The organism is Pedobacter sp. SG908, from assembly GCF_011759615.1.
Lineage (GTDB): Bacteria > Bacteroidota > Bacteroidia > Sphingobacteriales > Sphingobacteriaceae > Pedobacter > Pedobacter riviphilus.
Genome location: NZ_JAAOYY010000003.1, coordinates 135,465 through 155,084 on the forward strand (window position 1 = coordinate 135,465; position 19,620 = coordinate 155,084).

18 protein-coding genes are annotated in these 19,620 nt (G+C 38.2%); 16 read left to right on the forward strand and 2 right to left on the reverse strand.

What is annotated here, in order from left to right:
- Window positions 1–10: 10 nt before the first annotated feature.
- The 13 genes from FHT21_RS21275 to dacB all read left to right on the forward strand — a co-directional run bounded on the left by FHT21_RS21275 (window position 11) and on the right by dacB (window position 14,355).
- Complete coding sequence (locus tag FHT21_RS21275; RefSeq protein ID WP_190326412.1) at window positions 11–1,711, forward strand: GMC family oxidoreductase; 1,701 nt, start codon at window positions 11–13, stop codon at window positions 1,709–1,711.
- Window positions 1,712–1,795: 84 nt separating this feature from the next.
- A complete protein-coding gene (locus tag FHT21_RS21280; protein ID WP_167296756.1) occupies window positions 1,796–2,953 on the forward strand; it encodes a Gfo/Idh/MocA family oxidoreductase in 1,158 nt (385 codons plus the stop codon).
- A 9-nt stretch (window positions 2,954–2,962) separates the two neighbouring features.
- Window positions 2,963–4,015 carry a sugar phosphate isomerase/epimerase gene (locus FHT21_RS21285; RefSeq protein ID WP_167296757.1) on the forward strand — a complete coding sequence of 351 codons (1,053 nt, stop codon included), beginning with the start codon at window positions 2,963–2,965 and terminating at the stop codon, window positions 4,013–4,015.
- Window positions 4,016–4,109: 94 nt separating this feature from the next.
- A complete protein-coding gene (locus FHT21_RS21290) occupies window positions 4,110–4,493 on the forward strand; it encodes a c-type cytochrome (RefSeq protein ID WP_167296758.1) in 384 nt (127 codons plus the stop codon).
- Window positions 4,494–4,525: 32 nt separating this feature from the next.
- Window positions 4,526–5,983: a Gfo/Idh/MocA family oxidoreductase gene (locus FHT21_RS21295; protein ID WP_167296759.1), complete on the forward strand. Its 1,458-nt coding sequence runs from the start codon at window positions 4,526–4,528 to the stop codon at window positions 5,981–5,983.
- Between the two features lie 109 nt (window positions 5,984–6,092).
- Window positions 6,093–6,773 carry a DUF1080 domain-containing protein gene (locus FHT21_RS21300; RefSeq protein WP_167296760.1) on the forward strand — a complete coding sequence of 227 codons (681 nt, stop codon included), beginning with the start codon at window positions 6,093–6,095 and terminating at the stop codon, window positions 6,771–6,773.
- A 99-nt stretch (window positions 6,774–6,872) separates the two neighbouring features.
- Window positions 6,873–8,114: a nucleoside permease gene (locus FHT21_RS21305; protein WP_167296761.1), complete on the forward strand. Its 1,242-nt coding sequence runs from the start codon at window positions 6,873–6,875 to the stop codon at window positions 8,112–8,114.
- Window position 8,115: 1 nt separating this feature from the next.
- Window positions 8,116–9,006, forward strand: a complete 891-nt coding sequence (locus FHT21_RS21310; RefSeq protein WP_167296762.1) for a TIM barrel protein — start codon at window positions 8,116–8,118, stop codon at window positions 9,004–9,006.
- A gap of 8 nt (window positions 9,007–9,014) precedes the next feature.
- Window positions 9,015–9,890 carry a sugar phosphate isomerase/epimerase gene (locus tag FHT21_RS21315; RefSeq protein ID WP_167296763.1) on the forward strand — a complete coding sequence of 292 codons (876 nt, stop codon included), beginning with the start codon at window positions 9,015–9,017 and terminating at the stop codon, window positions 9,888–9,890.
- Between the two features lie 6 nt (window positions 9,891–9,896).
- A complete protein-coding gene (locus FHT21_RS21320) occupies window positions 9,897–10,766 on the forward strand; it encodes a sugar phosphate isomerase/epimerase (protein WP_167296764.1) in 870 nt (289 codons plus the stop codon).
- A 405-nt stretch (window positions 10,767–11,171) separates the two neighbouring features.
- Window positions 11,172–12,161, forward strand: a complete 990-nt coding sequence (locus FHT21_RS21325) for an aspartate-semialdehyde dehydrogenase (RefSeq protein WP_167296765.1) — start codon at window positions 11,172–11,174, stop codon at window positions 12,159–12,161.
- 68 nt (window positions 12,162–12,229) lie between these two features.
- Complete coding sequence (locus tag FHT21_RS21330) at window positions 12,230–12,832, forward strand: CDP-alcohol phosphatidyltransferase family protein (RefSeq protein ID WP_167296766.1); 603 nt, start codon at window positions 12,230–12,232, stop codon at window positions 12,830–12,832.
- Between the two features lie 98 nt (window positions 12,833–12,930).
- Window positions 12,931–14,355 (forward strand): D-alanyl-D-alanine carboxypeptidase/D-alanyl-D-alanine-endopeptidase, encoded by a 1,425-nt coding sequence (gene dacB / locus FHT21_RS21335; RefSeq protein ID WP_167296767.1) that lies wholly within the window; start codon window positions 12,931–12,933, stop codon window positions 14,353–14,355.
- A gap of 199 nt (window positions 14,356–14,554) precedes the next feature.
- Here dacB and FHT21_RS21340 read toward each other — a convergent pair whose 3' ends face one another.
- Window positions 14,555–15,685 (reverse strand): hypothetical protein, encoded by a 1,131-nt coding sequence (locus tag FHT21_RS21340; RefSeq protein WP_167296768.1) that lies wholly within the window; start codon window positions 15,683–15,685, stop codon window positions 14,555–14,557.
- Complete coding sequence (locus FHT21_RS21345; RefSeq protein WP_167296769.1) at window positions 15,685–16,317, reverse strand: ATP-binding cassette domain-containing protein; 633 nt, start codon at window positions 16,315–16,317, stop codon at window positions 15,685–15,687. Before FHT21_RS21345 ends, FHT21_RS21340 begins: the two co-directional genes overlap by 1 nt.
- 74 nt (window positions 16,318–16,391) lie before the next feature.
- Here FHT21_RS21345 and FHT21_RS21350 point away from each other — a divergent pair, with 74 nt between their 5' ends.
- From FHT21_RS21350 to eno, 3 genes are all read left to right on the forward strand, one after another.
- A complete protein-coding gene (locus tag FHT21_RS21350; RefSeq protein WP_167296770.1) occupies window positions 16,392–16,901 on the forward strand; it encodes a GNAT family N-acetyltransferase in 510 nt (169 codons plus the stop codon).
- A 73-nt stretch (window positions 16,902–16,974) separates the two neighbouring features.
- Window positions 16,975–17,823, forward strand: coding sequence for a DUF2911 domain-containing protein (locus FHT21_RS21355; protein WP_167296771.1), 849 nt, complete (start codon window positions 16,975–16,977; stop codon window positions 17,821–17,823).
- 370 nt (window positions 17,824–18,193) lie between these two features.
- A complete protein-coding gene (eno, locus tag FHT21_RS21360) occupies window positions 18,194–19,489 on the forward strand; it encodes a phosphopyruvate hydratase (protein WP_029278432.1) in 1,296 nt (431 codons plus the stop codon).
- Window positions 19,490–19,620 lie beyond the last annotated feature (131 nt).

Sequence of the window (19,620 nt, forward strand, 5' to 3'; positions counted from 1 at the left end):
ACAAAACATCATGAATTTAAATACTAATTTAAAAGCAGAAAATACTTACGATGCTATTGTTATAGGATCGGGGATTAGTGGCGGCTGGGCTGCGAAAGAACTTACTGAAAAGGGCTTGCGCGTATTAATGCTCGAAAGAGGAATGAACATCGAGCACATTACGGGTTACGAAACAGCTATGAAAAATCCATGGGATTTTAAACATGCAGGTAAACTTACTGAAGAGCAAAAACGTACCCACCCTGTACAAAAAAGAGATTATCCTTACCAGGAAGCAAATGAAAAATGGTGGGTAAACGATTTAGAATGTCCATATACTGAAGATAAACGTTTCGATTGGTACCGTGGTTTCCATGTGGGTGGAAAATCGTTAATGTGGGGTCGCCAAAGTTATCGGTTAAGTGATCATAACTTTGAAGATAATGCAAGAGACGGACATGGAAGCGATTGGCCGATTAGATATGCAGAACTCTCTCCATGGTATGATTATGCTGAGCGTTTTGCTGGGATCAGTGGTTCGAAAGAAAACTGGCCTACCTGTCCTGACGGACAATTTTTACCTCCAATGGATTTAAACATTGTGGAAAAATCGGTAAAAGCACGTATCGAAGAGCATTATAAAAGGGAACGGATTATGATGATTGGCCGTGTTGCCAATCTAACAGTTCCGCATAAAGGCCGTGGTAATTGCCAATACAGAAATTTATGTAGCCGTGGCTGTCCATTTGGTGCATATTTCAGCACGCAGTCTTCTACCCTGCCTGCAGCAATGGCAACCAAACGTTTAACATTAAGGCCATATTCTATCGTAAATCATATTATTTATGATAAAGATACCAAAAAAGCTAAGGGCGTAATGGTTATTGATGCGCAGACCAACAAAACGATGGAATTTTATGCTAAAATTGTTTTTGTAAACGGTTCTACATTAGGTTCAACATTCATTCTGTTAAACTCTACATCAGAAGCACATCCAAACGGACTGGGCAATGGAAGCGGCCAGTTAGGGCACAATTTAATGGATCACCATTTCCGTTGTGGAGCATCAGGCGAAGCAGAAGGTTTTGACGACAAATATACGTATGGTCGCCGTGCAAATGGCATTTACGTACCGAGGTACCAGAACATTGGTAACGATAAACGCGATTACTTGCGTGGATTTGGATATCAGGGCGGTGCAAGCAGGGCCAACTGGCAAAGTGATGTGGCCGAATTATCGTTCGGTGCTGATTTGAAAGAGAAAATGACCAAACCAGGCAAATGGACCATGGGCTTGGGTGGCTTTGGAGAAATGCTTCCTTATTACGAAAACAAGGTTTACATCGACCATAATAAAAAAGATAAATGGGGACAACCTGTATTGGCTATCGATTGCGAATACAAAGAGAACGAGAAAAAAATGCGTGTGGATATGATGAATGATGCAGCTGAAATGTTAGAGAAAGCTGGCATGAAAAATATCCAAACATACGATAATGGCTGTTATCCAGGTATGGCAATCCACGAAATGGGTACCGCTAGAATGGGTAACGATCCAAAAACTTCTGTGCTAAATAAATGGAACCAGATGCACGAAGTAAACAACGTTTTTGTAACTGACGGATCGTGCATGCCATCAATTGCTTGCCAAAACCCTTCATTAACATTTATGGCACTAACTGCACGCGCTGCAGATTACGCAGTAAAAGAATTAAAGAAAAAGAATATCTAGAAAGGTTTAAGGCAAAAGGTTTAAGGTGTAGGGCTGAATGTCTCTATGCCTTAAACCTTTAGCCCTATACCCCATACCTCAAAAATGAAAAGAAAATTAAGAATGGGCATGATAGGCGGCGGAAAAGACGCCTTTATCGGTGCCGTACACCGTTTGGCTGCCAATATGGACGGCCTAATCGAATTATCTGCCGGAGCGCTTAGTATAAATCCCGAAATTGGTTACGAATCAGGAAAGATCCTTTTTCTTCCCGACAATAGGATTTATACCAGTTACGAAGAAATGCTGACAAAAGAAAGTGAATTGCCAGCTGATGAAAGAATTGATTTTGTAACCATTGTTACCCCAAACTTTGCGCACTTTGCACCTGCAATGATGGCATTGGATAAAGGTTTCAATGTGGTAATAGAAAAACCGATGACTTTAACCTTAGAAGAAGCGAAACAGCTACAGGCTAAAGTACAAGAAACCGGATTAACCCTTTGTTTAACACACACTTACTCGGGTTACCCAATGGTTAAGCAGGCCAAACAAATGGTAAATGAAGGCGAATTAGGTGCCATCCGTAAAATTGTGGTAGAATATCCGCAAGGTTGGTTAAGTACGCTTTCTGAGCGCGAAGGCAATGCACAAGCAGCATGGCGTACTGACCCATCTAAAACCGGAAAAAGCGGTTGTATGGGTGATATTGGTACACACGCAGCACACCTTGCTGAATATATTTCGGGATTAAAAATCACTAAAATTTGTGCTGATCTGAATATTGTAGTGCCTGGAAGAGCCATTGATGACGACGGGAACGTACTATTGAAATTTGATAATGGAGCTAACGGTGTATTGGTGGCCTCTCAAATTGCTGCCGGCGAAGAAAACGCACTAAAAATTAGGGTTTATGGCGAAAAAGGTGGTTTGGAATGGCACCAGATGGAACCAAACACACTAATTGTAAGATGGTTAAATGCACCTGCCCAGATCTACAGAACCGGCAACGGCTATATGGGTAGTTTTGCAAAACACAATACCCGTACGCCAGGTGGTCACCCTGAAGGTTATTTAGAGGCATTTGCTAACATTTATAAAAACTTTGCACTTACCGTAAATGCAAAATTAAACAATGAGCAACCAACTGCAGAAATGCTCGATTTCCCTGGTACTTCAGATGGAATCAGAGGAATGGCATTTATAGAAAATGTAGTGGCTTCAAGCCAATCAGATCAAAAATGGTTCGACTTTAAAATATAATCATCAGGCATGACAACGATAAAAGGACCAGCAGTATTTTTAGCACAATTTATAAGCGACGAGGCTCCATTTAATTCACTTGATAGCATTTGCAAATGGGCTGCGGATTTAGGATTCAAAGGTATCCAGATGCCAACACTCGATACCCGCTTTATTGATCTTAAACAAGCAGCTGAAAGCAAAACCTATGCTGATGAATTAAAAGGTAAAATTGCAACTTACGGTTTAGAAATTACTGAACTTTCTACACACTTACAAGGACAGTTAGTTGCAGTTCATCCTGCTTACGACGACTTGTTTGATGCCTTTGCTCCAAAAGAAGTACACAAAAACCCAAAAGCCAGAACGGAATGGGCAGTACAACAGATGAAATATGCTGCCAAAGCATCTCAAAATCTGGGTTTAAATGCACATGCAACCTTTAGTGGTTCGTTATTGTGGCAGTATTTCCACCCTTGGCCACAACGCCCTGCCGGATTAGTTGAAGAAGGTTTTGCAGAATTGGCAAAACGCTGGACCCCCATCTTAAACGAATTCGACCAATGTGGTGTTGATGTTTGCTACGAAATACATCCAGGGGAAGATTTATTTGATGGCGAAACATACGAAATGTTCCTCGCTGCCGTAAATAATCATCCTCGGGCATGCTTATTGTATGATCCATCTCACTTTGTGTTGCAACAATTGGATTACATTCAATACATCGATTTTTACCACGAACGCATAAAAGCTTTCCATGTTAAAGATGCAGAATTTAACCCTACAGGCAAACAAGGCACCTTTGGTGGATACCAAAGCTGGGCAAATCGTGCTGGTCGTTACCGTTCACCTGGCGATGGTCAGGTTGATTTTAAAACCATTTTTAGTAAATTGGCGCAATATGATTTTAAAGGTTGGGCCGTTATGGAATGGGAATGTTGTATCAAAAACCAGCAGGATGGTGCCCGCGAAGGCGCAGCGTTTATCAAAAATAATATCATTAATGTAACCGATAAAGCATTTGACGATTTTGCAGCATCGGGTAGTGATAGCGCTTTTAATAAAAGAATATTAGGATTATAAAAACAACAAAACACACAAAAACCTGCATAAGCATCAACTAACAAACAATACTGCTTGTGCAAAGCTTGAATAGCAATAAAAACAATAAACACACATGAAAAAAACATTTTTAATTTTAGGCGCTGTAGTCATTTTTATGGCGTCGTTTTCAAAAGCAGATTTAGCGAAGGAGAAAACCGTGATTGCAACTGCAACAACAAACCATGCTGCTTTTCAATCAAATCCAGGCGAAAAACTGATCAATAAATCAGATTGTTTAGGTTGCCACAACAAGACCAACAAAATTATTGGCCCTGCTTACGTAGACATTGCAAAAAAATATCCAGCTACAGAGAAAAACATCAACATGTTAGCGGATAAGATTATTAAAGGTGGAACTGGAGTTTGGGGCAATATGCCAATGAGCGCTCATGCTACTCTTAAAAAAGACGATGCAAAATTGATGGTAAAGTATATTTTATCTTTAAAGAAAAAATAATCGAATTCCTTTAGCAACTCGATTTACTACATATGAAAACAGAGCAAGAAAATAAAAACACGAGTAACCGTCGTGATTTTATTAAAACTTCGGCAATCGCTGCCGCTGCCTTTATGATTGTTCCGCGCCATGTTTTGGGCGGAACAGGCTATTTAGCACCAAGCGATCGCTTATTGGTTGCCGGCATTGGTGTTGGCGGAAAAGGTCAAAGCGATTTAGACATGTTTTACAAAAGCGGAAAAGCAGATATCGCTTTTCTGTGTGATGTAGACGATCGCCGTGCAGCCAATAGTGTAAAAGCTTTCCCTAAAGCAAAATATTATAAAGATTGGCGCGAGATGTTGGATAAAGAACATAAAAACTTCGACGCGGTCTCTGTTTCAACTCCTGACCACAACCATGCCATCCAGGCTTTAGCAGCCATGCAGTTGGGCAAACATGTTTACGTTCAAAAGCCTTTAACACACGATATTTATGAAGCGCGTATTCTAACCGCAGCTGCAAAAAAATATAAAGTGGTTACGCAAATGGGTAATCAAGGTGCATCAAATGACGGTCCACGCCAAATGAAAGAATGGTACGAAGCTGGTTTAATCGGCGACGTACATACAGTTTATGCCTGGACTAACCGTCCGGTTTGGCCCCAAGGTATTCCTTGGCCAAGCAAAAAAGCAGAAATTCCTAAAGAATTAGATTGGAATTTATGGTTGGGAACGGCCCCTGAAAAGGATTTTGTAGATAAATTAGTTCCTTTTAACTGGCGTGGCTGGTGGGATTACGGAACCGGTGCCTTGGGCGATATGGGTTGCCACTTAATCGAAGCTCCTTTTAGTGTGTTAAACTTAAAATACGCCAAAGAAGTTGAGGCCAGTGTGGGCTCTGTTTATGTAGATGAGTTTAAACGCGGTTATTTCCCTGAAAGCTGTCCGCCATCAAGCCATGTTACCTTAAAATTTCCTAAAACCGATAAAACCAAAGGTGATGTTACTTTACACTGGATGGATGGTGGTATCCAACCAGAACGCCCAGAGGAGTTAGAAGCAAACGAAACTTTTGGCGATGGCGGTAATGGAACCTTATTTATCGGAACAAAAGGTAAAATGATGTCTGAGACATATAGTGCAAATCCAAAATTATTGCCTTTAAGTAAAAACAAAGACATTAAAGTTGCACCAAAATATGCTCGCGTACCAGATGGCGCAAACGGCCACTACAAACAGTGGGTTGAAGCTGCAATTGCAGGTTATGGCAAGCAAGAGGTGAGTTCGCCTTTCGAAATTGCAGGTCCATTAACAGAAGCTTTATTAATGGCCAACCTGGCAATCAGAAGTTTCGACATCCAAAAAACGGTAAACGATAAGATTACTTACCCAGGCAGGTACATCAAAATGCTATGGGATAACGATAATATGAAAGTGACCAATTTTGATGAAGCAAACCAGTTTGTAAAACGCGAATACCGTAAAGGCTGGAACAATTTAACGCTTTAATAAAAAGTACTTACAAACCTGATGGTTTTTTAAACGACGAAGTCTTCAATGAAGGCTTTGAAAACATTAAAAATCTCGAATTAAACCCATCAGGTTTAAATTTAAAAAAATGAAAAAAATCTTTCTTTCTGCTTTTATCATATTAGCAGTTACGCAAATATCAAAAGCACAAAAAGGCTTTAAACCATTGTTTGATGGTAAAACAACAACAGGTTGGCATACTTACAACAAAACTACTGTTGGTAGTGGTTGGCAAGTTCAGGATGGTGCATTACACTTAGATTTAGCTAAAAAAGGCACTGATGGTGGGGGCGATTTGGTAACCGACAAAGAATACGGCGATTTCCATTTAAAGTATGAGTGGAAAGTGGCTCCAAAAGCAAATAGCGGTTTGATTTTTTATGTTCACGAAGAACCTAAATACCATGCCACCTATTCTACAGGTTTAGAAATGCAGGTTATTGATAACGATGGCCACCCAGATGGAAAAATCACTAAACACCGTGCCGGCGACTTATATGACTTGGTGAAAAGCTCATCAGAACCTGTTAAAGCGGTTGGCGAATGGAATAAAGCAGAAATCATCAGTAAAAAGGGCAAACTAACACTAATTTTAAACGGTGTTGAAGTAGTAAAAACTACCCTTTGGGATGATAATTGGAAAAAGATTGTTGCAGGCAGCAAATTTGCAACATGGGAAAACTGGGGAACCTTTAAAACTGGTAAAATTGCCTTACAGGATCACGGAGATGAGGTTTGGTACAAAAACATTTCTATAAAAGAACTATAACCGAGGTAAAAGGCGTAAGGTAAAAGGTTGAAAGTTTTTCTTCCCTTATACCTTGCACCCTAAACCCTCCGTCCTAACCTAATAACTTTATATAACCAAATGAATAGCACTACCCGCTTCAAACTCTCTGCCATGATGTTCCTGGAATTTTTTATCTGGGGCGCCTGGTTTGTAACACTTGGGACTTTCTTAGGAAACAATCTTAAAGCTACTGGTTCAGAAACCGGAGCTGTATTTTCAACCCAATCGTGGGGCGCCATCATCGCTCCTTTTATTGTAGGCTTAATAGCCGACAGGTATTTTAACGCTGAAAGAATTTTAGGCGTACTTCATATCATTGGTGCTGTATTAATGTATCAAATGTACAACGCTACCGATGTTAGCATTTTTTACCCATACGTGTTGGGTTACATGATCCTTTTTATGCCAACACTAGCTCTGGTCAACTCAGTTTCTTTCAATCAAATGAAAGATCCGGAAAAAGAGTTTTCATCAATCCGCATCTGGGGTACTATAGGCTGGATTGCCGCAGGCTTACTAATCAGTTATTTCTTCCATTGGGATTCAAAAGAAGGTACAGAGGCTGGTTTATTGAAGAATACTTTCTTAATGGCCGGTATAGTATCTTTAGCTTTAGGTTTATTCAGCTTTACCTTGCCAAAAACGCCACCTAAAGTCTCTTCAGATGAAAAAATTACCGTTTCTGATGTTTTAGGCCTTGATGCTTTAAAACTTTTGAAAGACAGAAACTTCTTGATTTTCTTTATTTCATCTATTTTGATCTGTATTCCTCTTGCTTTTTATTATCAAAATGCAAACCCATTCCTTTCAAATATCGGTATGGATAACCCTACAGGAAAAATGACTATAGGCCAAGCTTCAGAAGTTATTTTCTTATTGTTTATCCCTGTATTTTTTAAAAGATTCGGTTTTAAAATGACCATCTTGGTGGGTATGCTGGCATGGGCAGTACGTTATGCATTATTTGCTTATGGTAACGCAGGCGAATTGAGCTTCATGTTAATTTTAGGAATCGCTTTACATGGCGTTTGTTACGATTTCTTTTTCGTTTCAGGGCAGATTTATACCAACTCGAAAGCTGGCGAACGTTTTAAAAGTTCAGCCCAAGGCTTAATTACCTTAGCTACTTATGGTGTAGGCATGTTGATTGGATTTGCTGTAGCAGGTAAAATTTCTGACGCCTACAAAGCTGCAGATGGGGTAATGGATTGGAAAATGATCTGGATTATACCTGCTGGGATTGCCCTGGTGGTATTTTTATTATTTGCACTAGTTTTTAACGATAAAACCAAGTCTGAAATAGACGCTAAAGCAGTTTAATATGGCCTCTAACATAAATAGGAGAAATGCATTAAAGAACATCGTCGCAGGGACCGCTGCGATTGGAGTTTCTTCAGGACTATCAGCCCTCGCAATGGATAAACGAGAATCAAACGAGCCGCTTAGGCTAAAAGGAAATATTAACCACGCCGTATGCCGCTGGTGTTTCAGTAGTTTCGAGGTAGAAGCACTCTGCATCGAAGCAAAAAAAATAGGTATTAAAGGCATTGATTTGGTGGGACCGAAAGATTGGCCTACTTTAAAAAAACATGGTTTGGAATCTACCATGTGTAATGGTGCAGAGATTAATTTAGTAGACGGTTTTAACGACGAAAAATTTCACGAAAAGTTAATTCAAAATTATACCGCAATGATTCCGCTTGTTGCCGAAGCTGGTTATAAAAACCTGATCTGCTTTAGTGGAAACCGTCGGGGTAAAGATGATGAAACCGGTTGGAACAATTGCGTTAAAGGGTTAAAACAGTTAATTCCTTTGGCCGAAAAGCACAATGTAGTATTGGTTATGGAGTTGCTAAATAGCAAAGTTAACCATAAAGATTATCAATGCGATAGAACATCATGGGGAGCTGAGCTTTGCAAACGTGTGGGTTCAGAAAACTTCAAATTGCTTTACGATATTTATCACATGCAAATTGATGAAGGTGACGTAATCAGAAACATCAGAGATTATCACCAGTATATTGCACACTATCACACTGCAGGCGTACCTGGCCGCAATGAAATAGACGATACCCAGGAGCTGTATTACCCAGCTATTATGAAAGCCATTGCCGAAACCGGCTTTAAAGGTTACGTGGCACAAGAATTTATACCTAAACAAGCAGATAAAATTGCCTCATTAAAAAAGGCTGTTGAGATCTGCGATATTTAATCTACATTATGATATCAAGAAGAAATTTTATAATCAACAGCAGCATGGCTGCAGCAGCGGCGCTTTTAGTTCCCTCATTTGTTTTTGCAGCAGCCGATAAAAGAGCAGTTGGCCTCCAATTGTATTCATTAAGAGAAGAATTGCCAAAAGATGTAAAAGGGACATTAGAAAAAATTGCCAAAGCTGGTTTTAAAGAAGTTGAAACATATGGCTTTTCAATAAAGGATCAGTTTTGGGGTTTAACACCTGCCCAGTTTAAAAAACTGCTAGATGATAATGGATTAAAAGCACCAAGTGGTCATTATGGTTTAGGCACTTATTTAAGCGATGGCAATACAACTGAATTAAAAGCTGCAATTGCAGCAGCTAAAGTACTTAAAAGCGAGTATGTAACCATTCCCTGGTTAGATTCAAGCATCAGAAAAAATGCTGAGGATTATAAGAAAATTGCAGCCAGAATAAATGAAGCTGGGAAAATGTGTAAAGCAGCTGGTATCCGTTTAGCTTACCACAACCACAATTTTGAATTCGAAAAAATTGGCAATACTACCGGTTATGAAATTTTGTTAAAAGGTACCGATAAAAAATTAGTTGATTTCGAACTCGATCTGTATTGGGTGGTACGTTCAGGAAACGATCCTATAAAACTGTTTAAAGAAAATCCCGGCCGTTTTACCATGTGGCATGTTAAAGATATGGATAAAGCTAATCCAGCCTTAAATGCTGAAGTAGGAACCGGCGCTATAAATTTCAAACCGATTTTTGCCAATGCTAAACTTTCGGGTATGAAACATTTCTTTGTTGAGCACGAAACCAACTACAAACCAAATCCAATGGCATCTGTTGCAGCAAGCTGCGCTTACATTAAAAAGGAGATCATTTAAAAAGAGATGAATTCAAGAAGAACATTCTTAAAGCAAGCAGGGTTAGCCGCTGGAGCAGCATTCTTAATCCCTTCTTTTGCCTTTGATAAAGCCAGTAAAAATATTGGTTTACAACTGTACTCTTTACGTAATGAATTGCCAAAAGATGTTAAAGGTATTATCGAAAAAGTAGCACAGGCCGGTTATAAAGAAGTTGAAACTTATGGTTTTTCTAACGGAAAATTTTGGGGCTTAACTCCAAAAGAATTTAAAGCATTACTTAATGCCAATGGTTTAAAAGCACCAAGCGGTCATTATGGCATGGATGATTTTTTAAAAACAGGCAAAACTGATAAGTTAAAGGCAGATATCGAATCTTCAGCAGCCATTGGCGGTAAATTTTTTACTATTGCTGGTGCACATGTAGACATGAGCAAAGGTGTGGATGGCTTTAAGAAAACTGCTGAAGCTTTTAACAAAGTTGCCGAAATTGCAAAAGCATCGGGTTTAAAATTTGCTTACCACAACCACGATTTCGAATTTAAAAAATTAGGCGATACCACTGGTTATGATGTTTACTTAAGCGAAACCGATAAAAATCTGGTCAATTTCGAAATGGATTTATACTGGGTTGTACGCTCGGGTAATGATCCGCTAGCTTTGTTTAAAAAATATCCAGGCCGCTTCCCAATGTGGCATGTTAAAGATATGGATAAAGCCAAACCTGAATGGAATACCGAAGTGGGTAAAGGTTCTATTGATTTTAAAAGCATTTTTGCCCAGGCAAAACTTTCAGGCATGCAACATTTCTTTGTCGAGCACGAAACCAACTATCAACCTGATCCTATTCGTTCAATCAAAACAAGCTGCGATTATATCAAAGCCAATTTGATTTAAAACTTATCCAAACCTCGCAGGTTTCTAAAACTTGCGAGGTTTAAATCTCTCCGATCGTCATGCTGAATTTAGTTCAGCATCTTTCTTGCGAAATAGACCTGAAATAAATTACCTTCTGTCAGCTCGGTTTACTTAGTAGCTTTCGTAAACTCAGGTCAGGGCGACGACTCACTCGAGTTGTTACGCGATCTACAACCTAAGGTCACCAAACACCTTCTCATTTAATACACTTCAAGTATAGCTAAATCGAATTATGCCTAATCTTTTTAATCTTATTTTCTATTGAAAAGGTAAGATTTTAAATATTAAAAGCAAATTAAATTGGCAACGATAGGGATATAAGCTTAATTTTTAGCATATTTGGACTTATATCAAATGTTTAATAAAAAATAATTAAAATTTAAAATGAAAGTAGCAGTAGTGGGTGCCACCGGATTGGTCGGCACTGTCATGTTAAAAGTATTGGAGGAAAGAAATTTCCCTTTAACAGAGTTAATTCCCGTAGCATCAGAAAAGAGTGTTGGCAAGGAAATTACTTTTAAGGGTAAGAAGTTCCCAATTGTTAGCATGGGTACTGCAATCAGCATGAAACCAGATATCGCTTTGTTTTCGGCAGGTGGAAATACTTCATTGGAACATGCTCCGCGTTTTAAAGAAGCCGGAACAACCGTTATCGATAACTCTTCTGCATGGCGGATGGATCCTGCAATTAAATTAATTGTACCGGAAGTTAATGCACACGAACTTTCTATCGATAACAAAATCATTGCCAACCCGAATTGTTCTACCATTCAAATGGTTGTGGTTTTAAAACCGTTGCACGATAAATACAAAATTAAACGTGTAATCGTTTCCACCTATCAATCGGTTACAGGTACAGGTGTTAAAGCCGTTGAGCAGCTAATGAACGAGCGTAAAGGCATTGATGGCCCTAAAGCTTATCCATACGAAATTGATTTGAATGTTCTTCCGCATATTGATGTTTTCACAGATAACGGATATACCAAAGAAGAAATGAAAATGGTTAAAGAAACGAACAAAATCATGAGCGATGATAGCATTAAAGTTACCGCTACTACAGTTCGTATTCCGGTTATGGGCGGCCACTCAGAATCAGTAAATATCGAGTTCGAAAATGATTTCGATTTAGCGGAAGTGCGTAGTATTTTAGAAAAAGCACCAGGCGTGATCGTTATTGATGATGTTGCTAACCTAAAATACCCAATGCCTAAAGATGCGCATGAAAAAGATGAAGTTTTTGTAGGCCGTATCCGTAGAGACGAATCGGCACCGAAAGCATTAAACCTTTGGATTGTTGCAGATAATTTGCGCAAAGGCGCTGCAACCAATGCTGTTCAGATTGCCGAATATCTAATTCAGAAAGAATTAGTTTAATCAATAATCCCAAGAAAAGTCTCCCGATGTAAAAAATCGGGAGACTTTTTTTATACCTGCGCTCCAACATGAAACATATTCCAATCGCTTTAATATATTCCAGATTACTGATTGGGTTTATAATAATACTATTAAGCTTTTTCCACACCAATCACTATTCTTTTCTGGCAATCACATTATTATCGATCGGTTTATTAACAGATGTATTCGATGGAATAATAGCCAGAAAACTCAATATCTCCACAGAAAAATTACGACGTTTAGACTCCAGCATCGATCAGGTATTTTTTATTTCAGTTGCGGTTGCTACTTATTTACAATGTCCCGATTTTTTCAAAGTCAACTTGGTAAAACTGATTGTCCTTGGCGCTTTCGAAGCTTCAACCTATACATTAAGCTATATCAAATTCAGAAAAGAAATCGCTACGCATTCTATCGGCGCCAAAATATGGACTTTGACTATATTTACCACTTTGGTTGAAATTATAGTTCATTGCGAATCGGTAATATTATTTGAGTTTTGCTTTTGGATCGGGCTGGCAACGAGATTGGAAATACTCGCCATTGTTTTCACCCTAAAAAAATGGACCAACGACGTACCAAGCATCTATCACGCATTAAAATTGAGAAAGGGAAAAGAAATTAAGCGCAACAAACTGTTTAATGGATAAACGGTATGAAATTAAAAACGTATAATTTGAAGATTATAATCATTAAGTGATGTATAAATTAGTGATTAGCCTTTTAATTTTATCTTTGTTAATCTTCAATGGATAAAATCTCTATGCGATTAAAAATATATTCTCTATTGTTTCTAGTTTTTGCTGCAAACATTACAATTGCCCAAAACCGAGTTCAGAACCTTGAAAAAGCCTTCGATAATTTATTAAATGATGAACAGGCAAAACATGCCATAGCTTCACTTTGCGTTTTAGATGCCAATACAGGCAAAACGCTTTATGCCAAAAATGAGCAAATCGGCCTGGCTACGGCTTCAACCTTAAAAACCATAACTGCAGCCACGGCTTTCAGTATTTTAGGGAAAGATTTTCAATTCCAAACCACATTGGCCTATACCGGAACCATTACTACAGAAGGAATATTAAAAGGAAACCTGATCATTATTGGCAGTGGCGACCCCACTTTGGGCTCCTGGCGATATCAAAACAAAGAGAATGCTGTTTTAACGCAATGGGTTGCTGCAATAAAATCGGCAGGTATCAAAAAAATTGAAGGTACAGTAATTGGAGACGATCGCATTTTCGGTACACAAACAACTCCTGAAGGCTGGGTTTGGCAAGATATTGGCAATTACTATGGTGCAGGAACTTCAGGTTTAGCCTGGCGGGAAAATCAATTCGATATTCAGCTAAGGCCTGGAAGTAGCACAGCAGATGCAGTAAAAATTGTAAAAACAGTTCCGGCTACACCTTATGTTCAAGTTGTAAATGAATTAAAAACAGGCGATCTGGGATCTGGAGATCGGGCTTATGCTTTTTTGCCTCCATATAGCAATACCGCTTATATCCGTGGTAGCTGGGGCATCGGCATAAGTAAATCGGGGATTTCAGTCGCAACACCCGATCCTGCTTTTGATTGTGCTTACCGCTTACAGGATACCCTTAAAAGATTGGGAATCCCGACCAACCAACAAGCAACAACGGCTCGCTTGATGACTTTAAATAACCAGGTAATTCCTTCTATTACACAGAAAATAAGCACCATAAGTTCGCCTAACTTAAGTGAGATCACCTATTGGTTTTTAAAGAAAAGCATCAATTTATATGGCGAATCGCTTTTAAAAACCATTGCGATAAAATCAGGCAAATTGGGTACAACAAGTAAAGGGGCAGAAACTGAAATCAGTTTCTGGGCCGATAAAGGCATTGAAAGAACAGCATTGAATATTATCGACGGCAGCGGGCTTTCTCCAGGTGATAGGATAACCACTTCGGCAATGGCCAGTATACTTTTCCAGATTCAAAAAGAAAATTGGTTTCCTGATTATTATAAAGCCCTGCCAGAATACAATGGCATGAAGATTAAAAGCGGAACGATAAATGACGTTTCGGCGTTTGCAGGTTACCATACTGATGCTGCGGGCAACAAATATGTGGTAGTGATTAATATTAATAATTATAGCGGAAGTGGGATTAACAAGAAGCTGTTTAGGGTATTAGATGAATTGAAGTAATATCAAAACATTACTATCCCATTCCATGATCTGTGTCTTCACAGAACTCCCGTAAAATTAATTATTTACTTTTTACAATATCGCACTCATAAATGGCAGGAAAAATGTTGGCCACACAGTAGCTACAAGGCAATGGAAAGTACTATTTCTACGTGTAAAATAAATTCAACATGATAATCGTGATAGACAAACCCTTACCTTAAATACCTCCCAAATTATCATTCAAATAATTTCTCCTAAACACCATCCAAGCCACAACCATATTTATCGGAATTAGGATTGAGCCTAAGCCAAACATAATAAAGATGTAGAAAAGAAAAAACAGACAAAAAACGCCTATTAAAAACCCTTTAACCCGAATCCCACTCGGTAAAAGCAAACTTCTAAATAACAAAATTGCAGAAAAGGCAAATGCGATTAACTCAAGCGATGTTAAAATACCAAAGTTGGTAAATATCCAACATATTTCGGGCAATAATAAAACGAGATAGTTTAAACAAAAGCTAAAGAATATCTTCGCTTTGGTAAATGGAAAATTTGAGAGGAAAGACAGATAGCGATCGTTAAAGATCTTTTCCTGATAAATGATGGCTACATGCGCCACAACAATACAGGAAGTAATCAGCTTGAGCAACTTATCATTATCTTTAAGATCAGTAAAAACCAAAAACACACTCGAAATCAATACCCATGAAAGCAGCTTGGTAAGCACGTAAGCCAGCTTCGATTGATTGAAAACCTGAAAACTGTATAACAAAAAGACTGGCTTATTCCATTTTCTGTTAATCCTGATCAACCAACTGGGTCTATTAGCCTCGATTAAACAATTATTTTCTTTTAAACAGATATAGGCACCAGCCATAATCAGTAGCAGCTGAAAAAGTAATATAACTATAGAGATAAAGTAGAAACCAAATATCAGTCCAACGGTTATTGCACATAACGTATAACTTAAAACCGGGATGAAAATATATACCTGTACTATAAACCAATTTTTAAACTGCTGTTTTTTACTTGATGCGGTAAAACTATAATAGAGAAACTCTTGTTGGGGCAAAGCAAGCTGGCTTAAAACATATTTTAAGCTTTTATAAGCATAAAATGAACTTCCTATCAGGTAAAAAGTTAAAATAAGTGGATTACTCACTATACTAATGGTAAAGAAAAACTGCCAGAAGTCAATTTGCTCCGGCCGAACAGTGCCCAAAGTATTAATAAACAAACAGTAACTGATCAGTATCACAAAGATGAATACCAACATACCTGCATGGGTACGGTAAAATCCATCAACAAATATTTTCTTTAAGGCAGTATTTGAAAGCAAAGACATTAAAAATTCAATGTTATTTTTTTATCGTCAATATTAATCTGTTTTAATCCAGGCAGTTTCGCTTCATCCAATGATTGATGTGAAGACAATAGAAAACTGATTTTTTCATTTTGATACTTTTCATTGATCCAACGGTATAATATTTCTAAAGATTCTACATCGATTGTATTTAAAGGTTCATCTAATAAGATCAATCTTGGTTGCCCTAAAAAAGCCAAAACCAACGACAGCTTTTTTAACATGCCACTAGAATATGAACCCACCGGGTTATGGATGTATGGCTTCATTCCCATATCAGTTATTAAAGTCTCTCCTTGACTGGAGATAGCTCCTTTTGCTTTAGCAAAAAGATCAACCATTTCAAATCCAGTTAAAAATTCAGGGTATAACGGTTCGGCTTCGGCAAAATTTACAAGCTTTCGATAAGAAACGCCATGATCTTTTAAGTAGACTGTACCAATTGCGATATCGCCCTTAAAAGACAATATTCCAGCAATTGCTTTCAGCAGCGTGCTTTTACCTGCCCCATTGCTACCTTTTATCCAGAAAATGCCTTCAGGAATTTTAATATTATCTATCTTTAAAATAAGATGATTGAAATAAGATTTTTCAAATTGATTGAAGTGTAACATAAAGCCATTTTATTTCTGACTTTAGTTTTAATAAAAAGTTACAATTCTTATTTATCTTGATAAAATTATAAACGATGCAATTAGTTTTACGCCCTTATCAACCTAGTGATGTTGAAAATTTGGTTAAACATGCCAATAATTTCAATATTTCTAAATACCTGACCAATAAATTCCCTTTCCCGTACGAAGAAAAAGATGGAAAGGCTTTTATCCAGTTAGCTTTGAGTCACGATCCCCTACAGATCAAAGCCATTGTGTTGAACGATGAAGTAATCGGATCGATAGGTGTGCATCAACTTGCAGATATCTACAGCAAAAGTGCAGAAATGGGCTATTGGATTGCTGAGGAACATTGGGACAAGGGCATTGCTCCGCTTGTTATAAAAGAAATGCTTAAATATGGTTTCGAAACATTTGATATCGAAAGGATTTTCGCCAGGACTTCACACACCAACCTGGCCTCACAACAGGTTTTAAAAAAAGCAGGTTTTGTTTTCGAGGCGGAGTTGAAAGGAACCATTTTTAAAAATGGCGAATATTTTGATGAATTAATTTTCGGGTTCAGGAAACATCAGCTAAGCTAAGGGCCAAATTAAAACATTTTGTTAAACTCAAAGCTTATTGCGTAAATTCGTACAAACCAAAAACAACAAAACAATGAAATTATCGATCAAATCAGTAGTGCTGTTTATTGCACTTTTAGGTGCAGTAGATCTTGCCAATGCCCAGGGGGTCAAATTCCCGCAAGCCAGTAGCGGACAAACCATTATCCAGGATTTTGGATTGGGCAAAATAACTTTAACCTACTCTCGTCCGAATGTTAAAGGCCGCAAAATTTTTGGCGGTATGGAACCTATGGGCGTAGTTTGGCGCAATGGTGCAAATGCAGCTACACGCATTAAATTTACCGATGATGTTAAAATTGAAGGCAAAGACCTGCCTGCAGGCGAATATGGCCTGTTCAGCATCCCGGGCAAAAACGAATGGACAGTTATTTTTAGCAAAACGCCAGATCAATGGGGTGCCTATACCTATAAAGAAAGTGATGATATACTGCGTGTAAAAGTAAAAACGACAGCTTTAAAGGATAAAGTAGAAACCTTAACCATGCAATTTTCGGCTGTTAGCGAAACTTCGGCTACTTTAAATATGATGTGGGAAAATAGTGCATACGCCATTAATATTACTACTTCTATTGATGAAAAAGTAATGGCTAATATTGCTGAAGCGATGAAAGGTGAAAAGAAACCATATTTTGCGGCCGCACAATATTATTTTCAAAATGGAAAAGATTTAAAACAAGCTTTAGAATGGATGACTGAAGCAGAGAAATCAGATCTAAAGGCACCTTGGTTTAAGCTATGGAAAGGCCGTATCCAGTTGAAAATGGGCGATAAAGCTGGTGCAGCAGCAACGGCGCAACAGGGAATTGAGGCTGCAAAAGCACAAAAGATTGATGAATATGTGCGCTTAAATTCTGAACTTTTGGCTGAAGCTAAAAAATAAGGAAATAAAAAGATCGTCATTGCGAGGAGAAACGACGAAGCAATCTTTCAACTACGGGTTTATAGCGACCGCATTAAGATTGCTTCGTCGGCTGAAAAAGCCTTCTCGCAATGCCGATTTATAGCAGACTATCACCATAATAGAATTCTTCTACAATTTATATTGATTTTTATATAATAAATTAAACCACAGCATTACAGACAGCTCGTATTAACTTAAAATTAAGCATCGGTTAACTCAGACAACTATCGTAACATTAACCCTTAAAACGCTTTATTTATTTAAAAATAATACTAACTTTGATGTTGCGCTTAGTAATTGTACTTTATACACTAAGCAGGTTAAAAAATCAATAAAAAATCAAATAAAAATGAGCATAATCGTTAATGTCCATGCCAGACAGATTCTCGATTCGAGAGGCAATCCAACAGTAGAAGTAGAAGTTGTAACAGAAGCAGGCGCTTTTGGCCGTGCTGCTGTACCAAGCGGTGCATCTACTGGACAATATGAGGCTGTTGAATTACGTGATGGTGATAAATCTACATATTTAGGTAAAGGTGTTTTAAAAGCTGTAGAAAATGTAAATACTAAAATTGCTGATGCATTAAGAGGTATTGATGTTTTTGAGCAAAATACAATTGATAAAATCATGTTAGACCTAGATGGTACCGAAAACAAAGGTAACTTAGGTGCTAATGCTATTTTAGGCGTTTCATTGGCTGCTGCTAAAGCTGCCGCTGACGAAATCGGCCAGCCATTATACCGCTATATTGGTGGTGTTAACGCAAACACTTTACCAATTCCGATGATGAACATCATTAACGGTGGTTCTCACTCTGATGCGCCTATCGCTTTCCAGGAATTTATGATTATGCCGGTTGGTGCTCCTTCTTTCTCTGAGGCTTTACGTTGGGGAACTGAAGTTTTCCATAGCTTGAAAAAAATTCTTCACGATAGAGGTTTATCTACTGCTGTAGGTGATGAAGGTGGTTTTGCACCAACTTTTGATGGTACTGAAGATGCAATTGAAACCGTATTAAAAGCAATTGAAACTGCTGGTTACAAACCAGGTTCTCAAATCTGTTTAGCTTTAGATTGTGCATCATCTGAGTTCTATAAAGATGGTAAATATGACTATACTAAATTTGAAGGCGCTACTGGAGTAATTCGTTCTAGCGAAGAGCAGGCACAGTATTTAGCTGATCTTTCTGCAAAATATCCAATTATCTCTATTGAAGATGGCATGGATGAAAACGACTGGACAGGCTGGAAAAGCTTAACGGATAAAATCGGCGACCATGTTCAATTGGTTGGTGATGATTTATTTGTAACTAACGTTACCCGTTTACAACGTGGTATCGACGAGGCTACTGCTAACTCAATCCTGGTAAAAGTAAACCAGATCGGTTCTTTAACTGAAACCATCAATGCAGTAACTTTAGCACAAAACAATGGCTATACTTCAGTAATGAGTCACCGTTCTGGCGAAACTGAAGATGTTACGATTGCTGATTTAGCCGTTGCATTAAACTGCGGACAGATTAAAACTGGTTCTGCATCACGTTCGGACAGGATCGCAAAATACAATCAATTATTACGTATTGAAGAAGAATTGGGTGAAAATGCACGTTTCATCGGTTCAAAATTCAAATACGCTAAAAAATAACCCATTATGCATTGGGTTTAAACCCAATACGATAGTGTTAACAAGTTGAAAAACTTATTTGCAGAACATCCGGAGATTTTAAATCTTCGGATGTTTTTATTTTAATACTATATTTGCTTGTTGAGATCTGG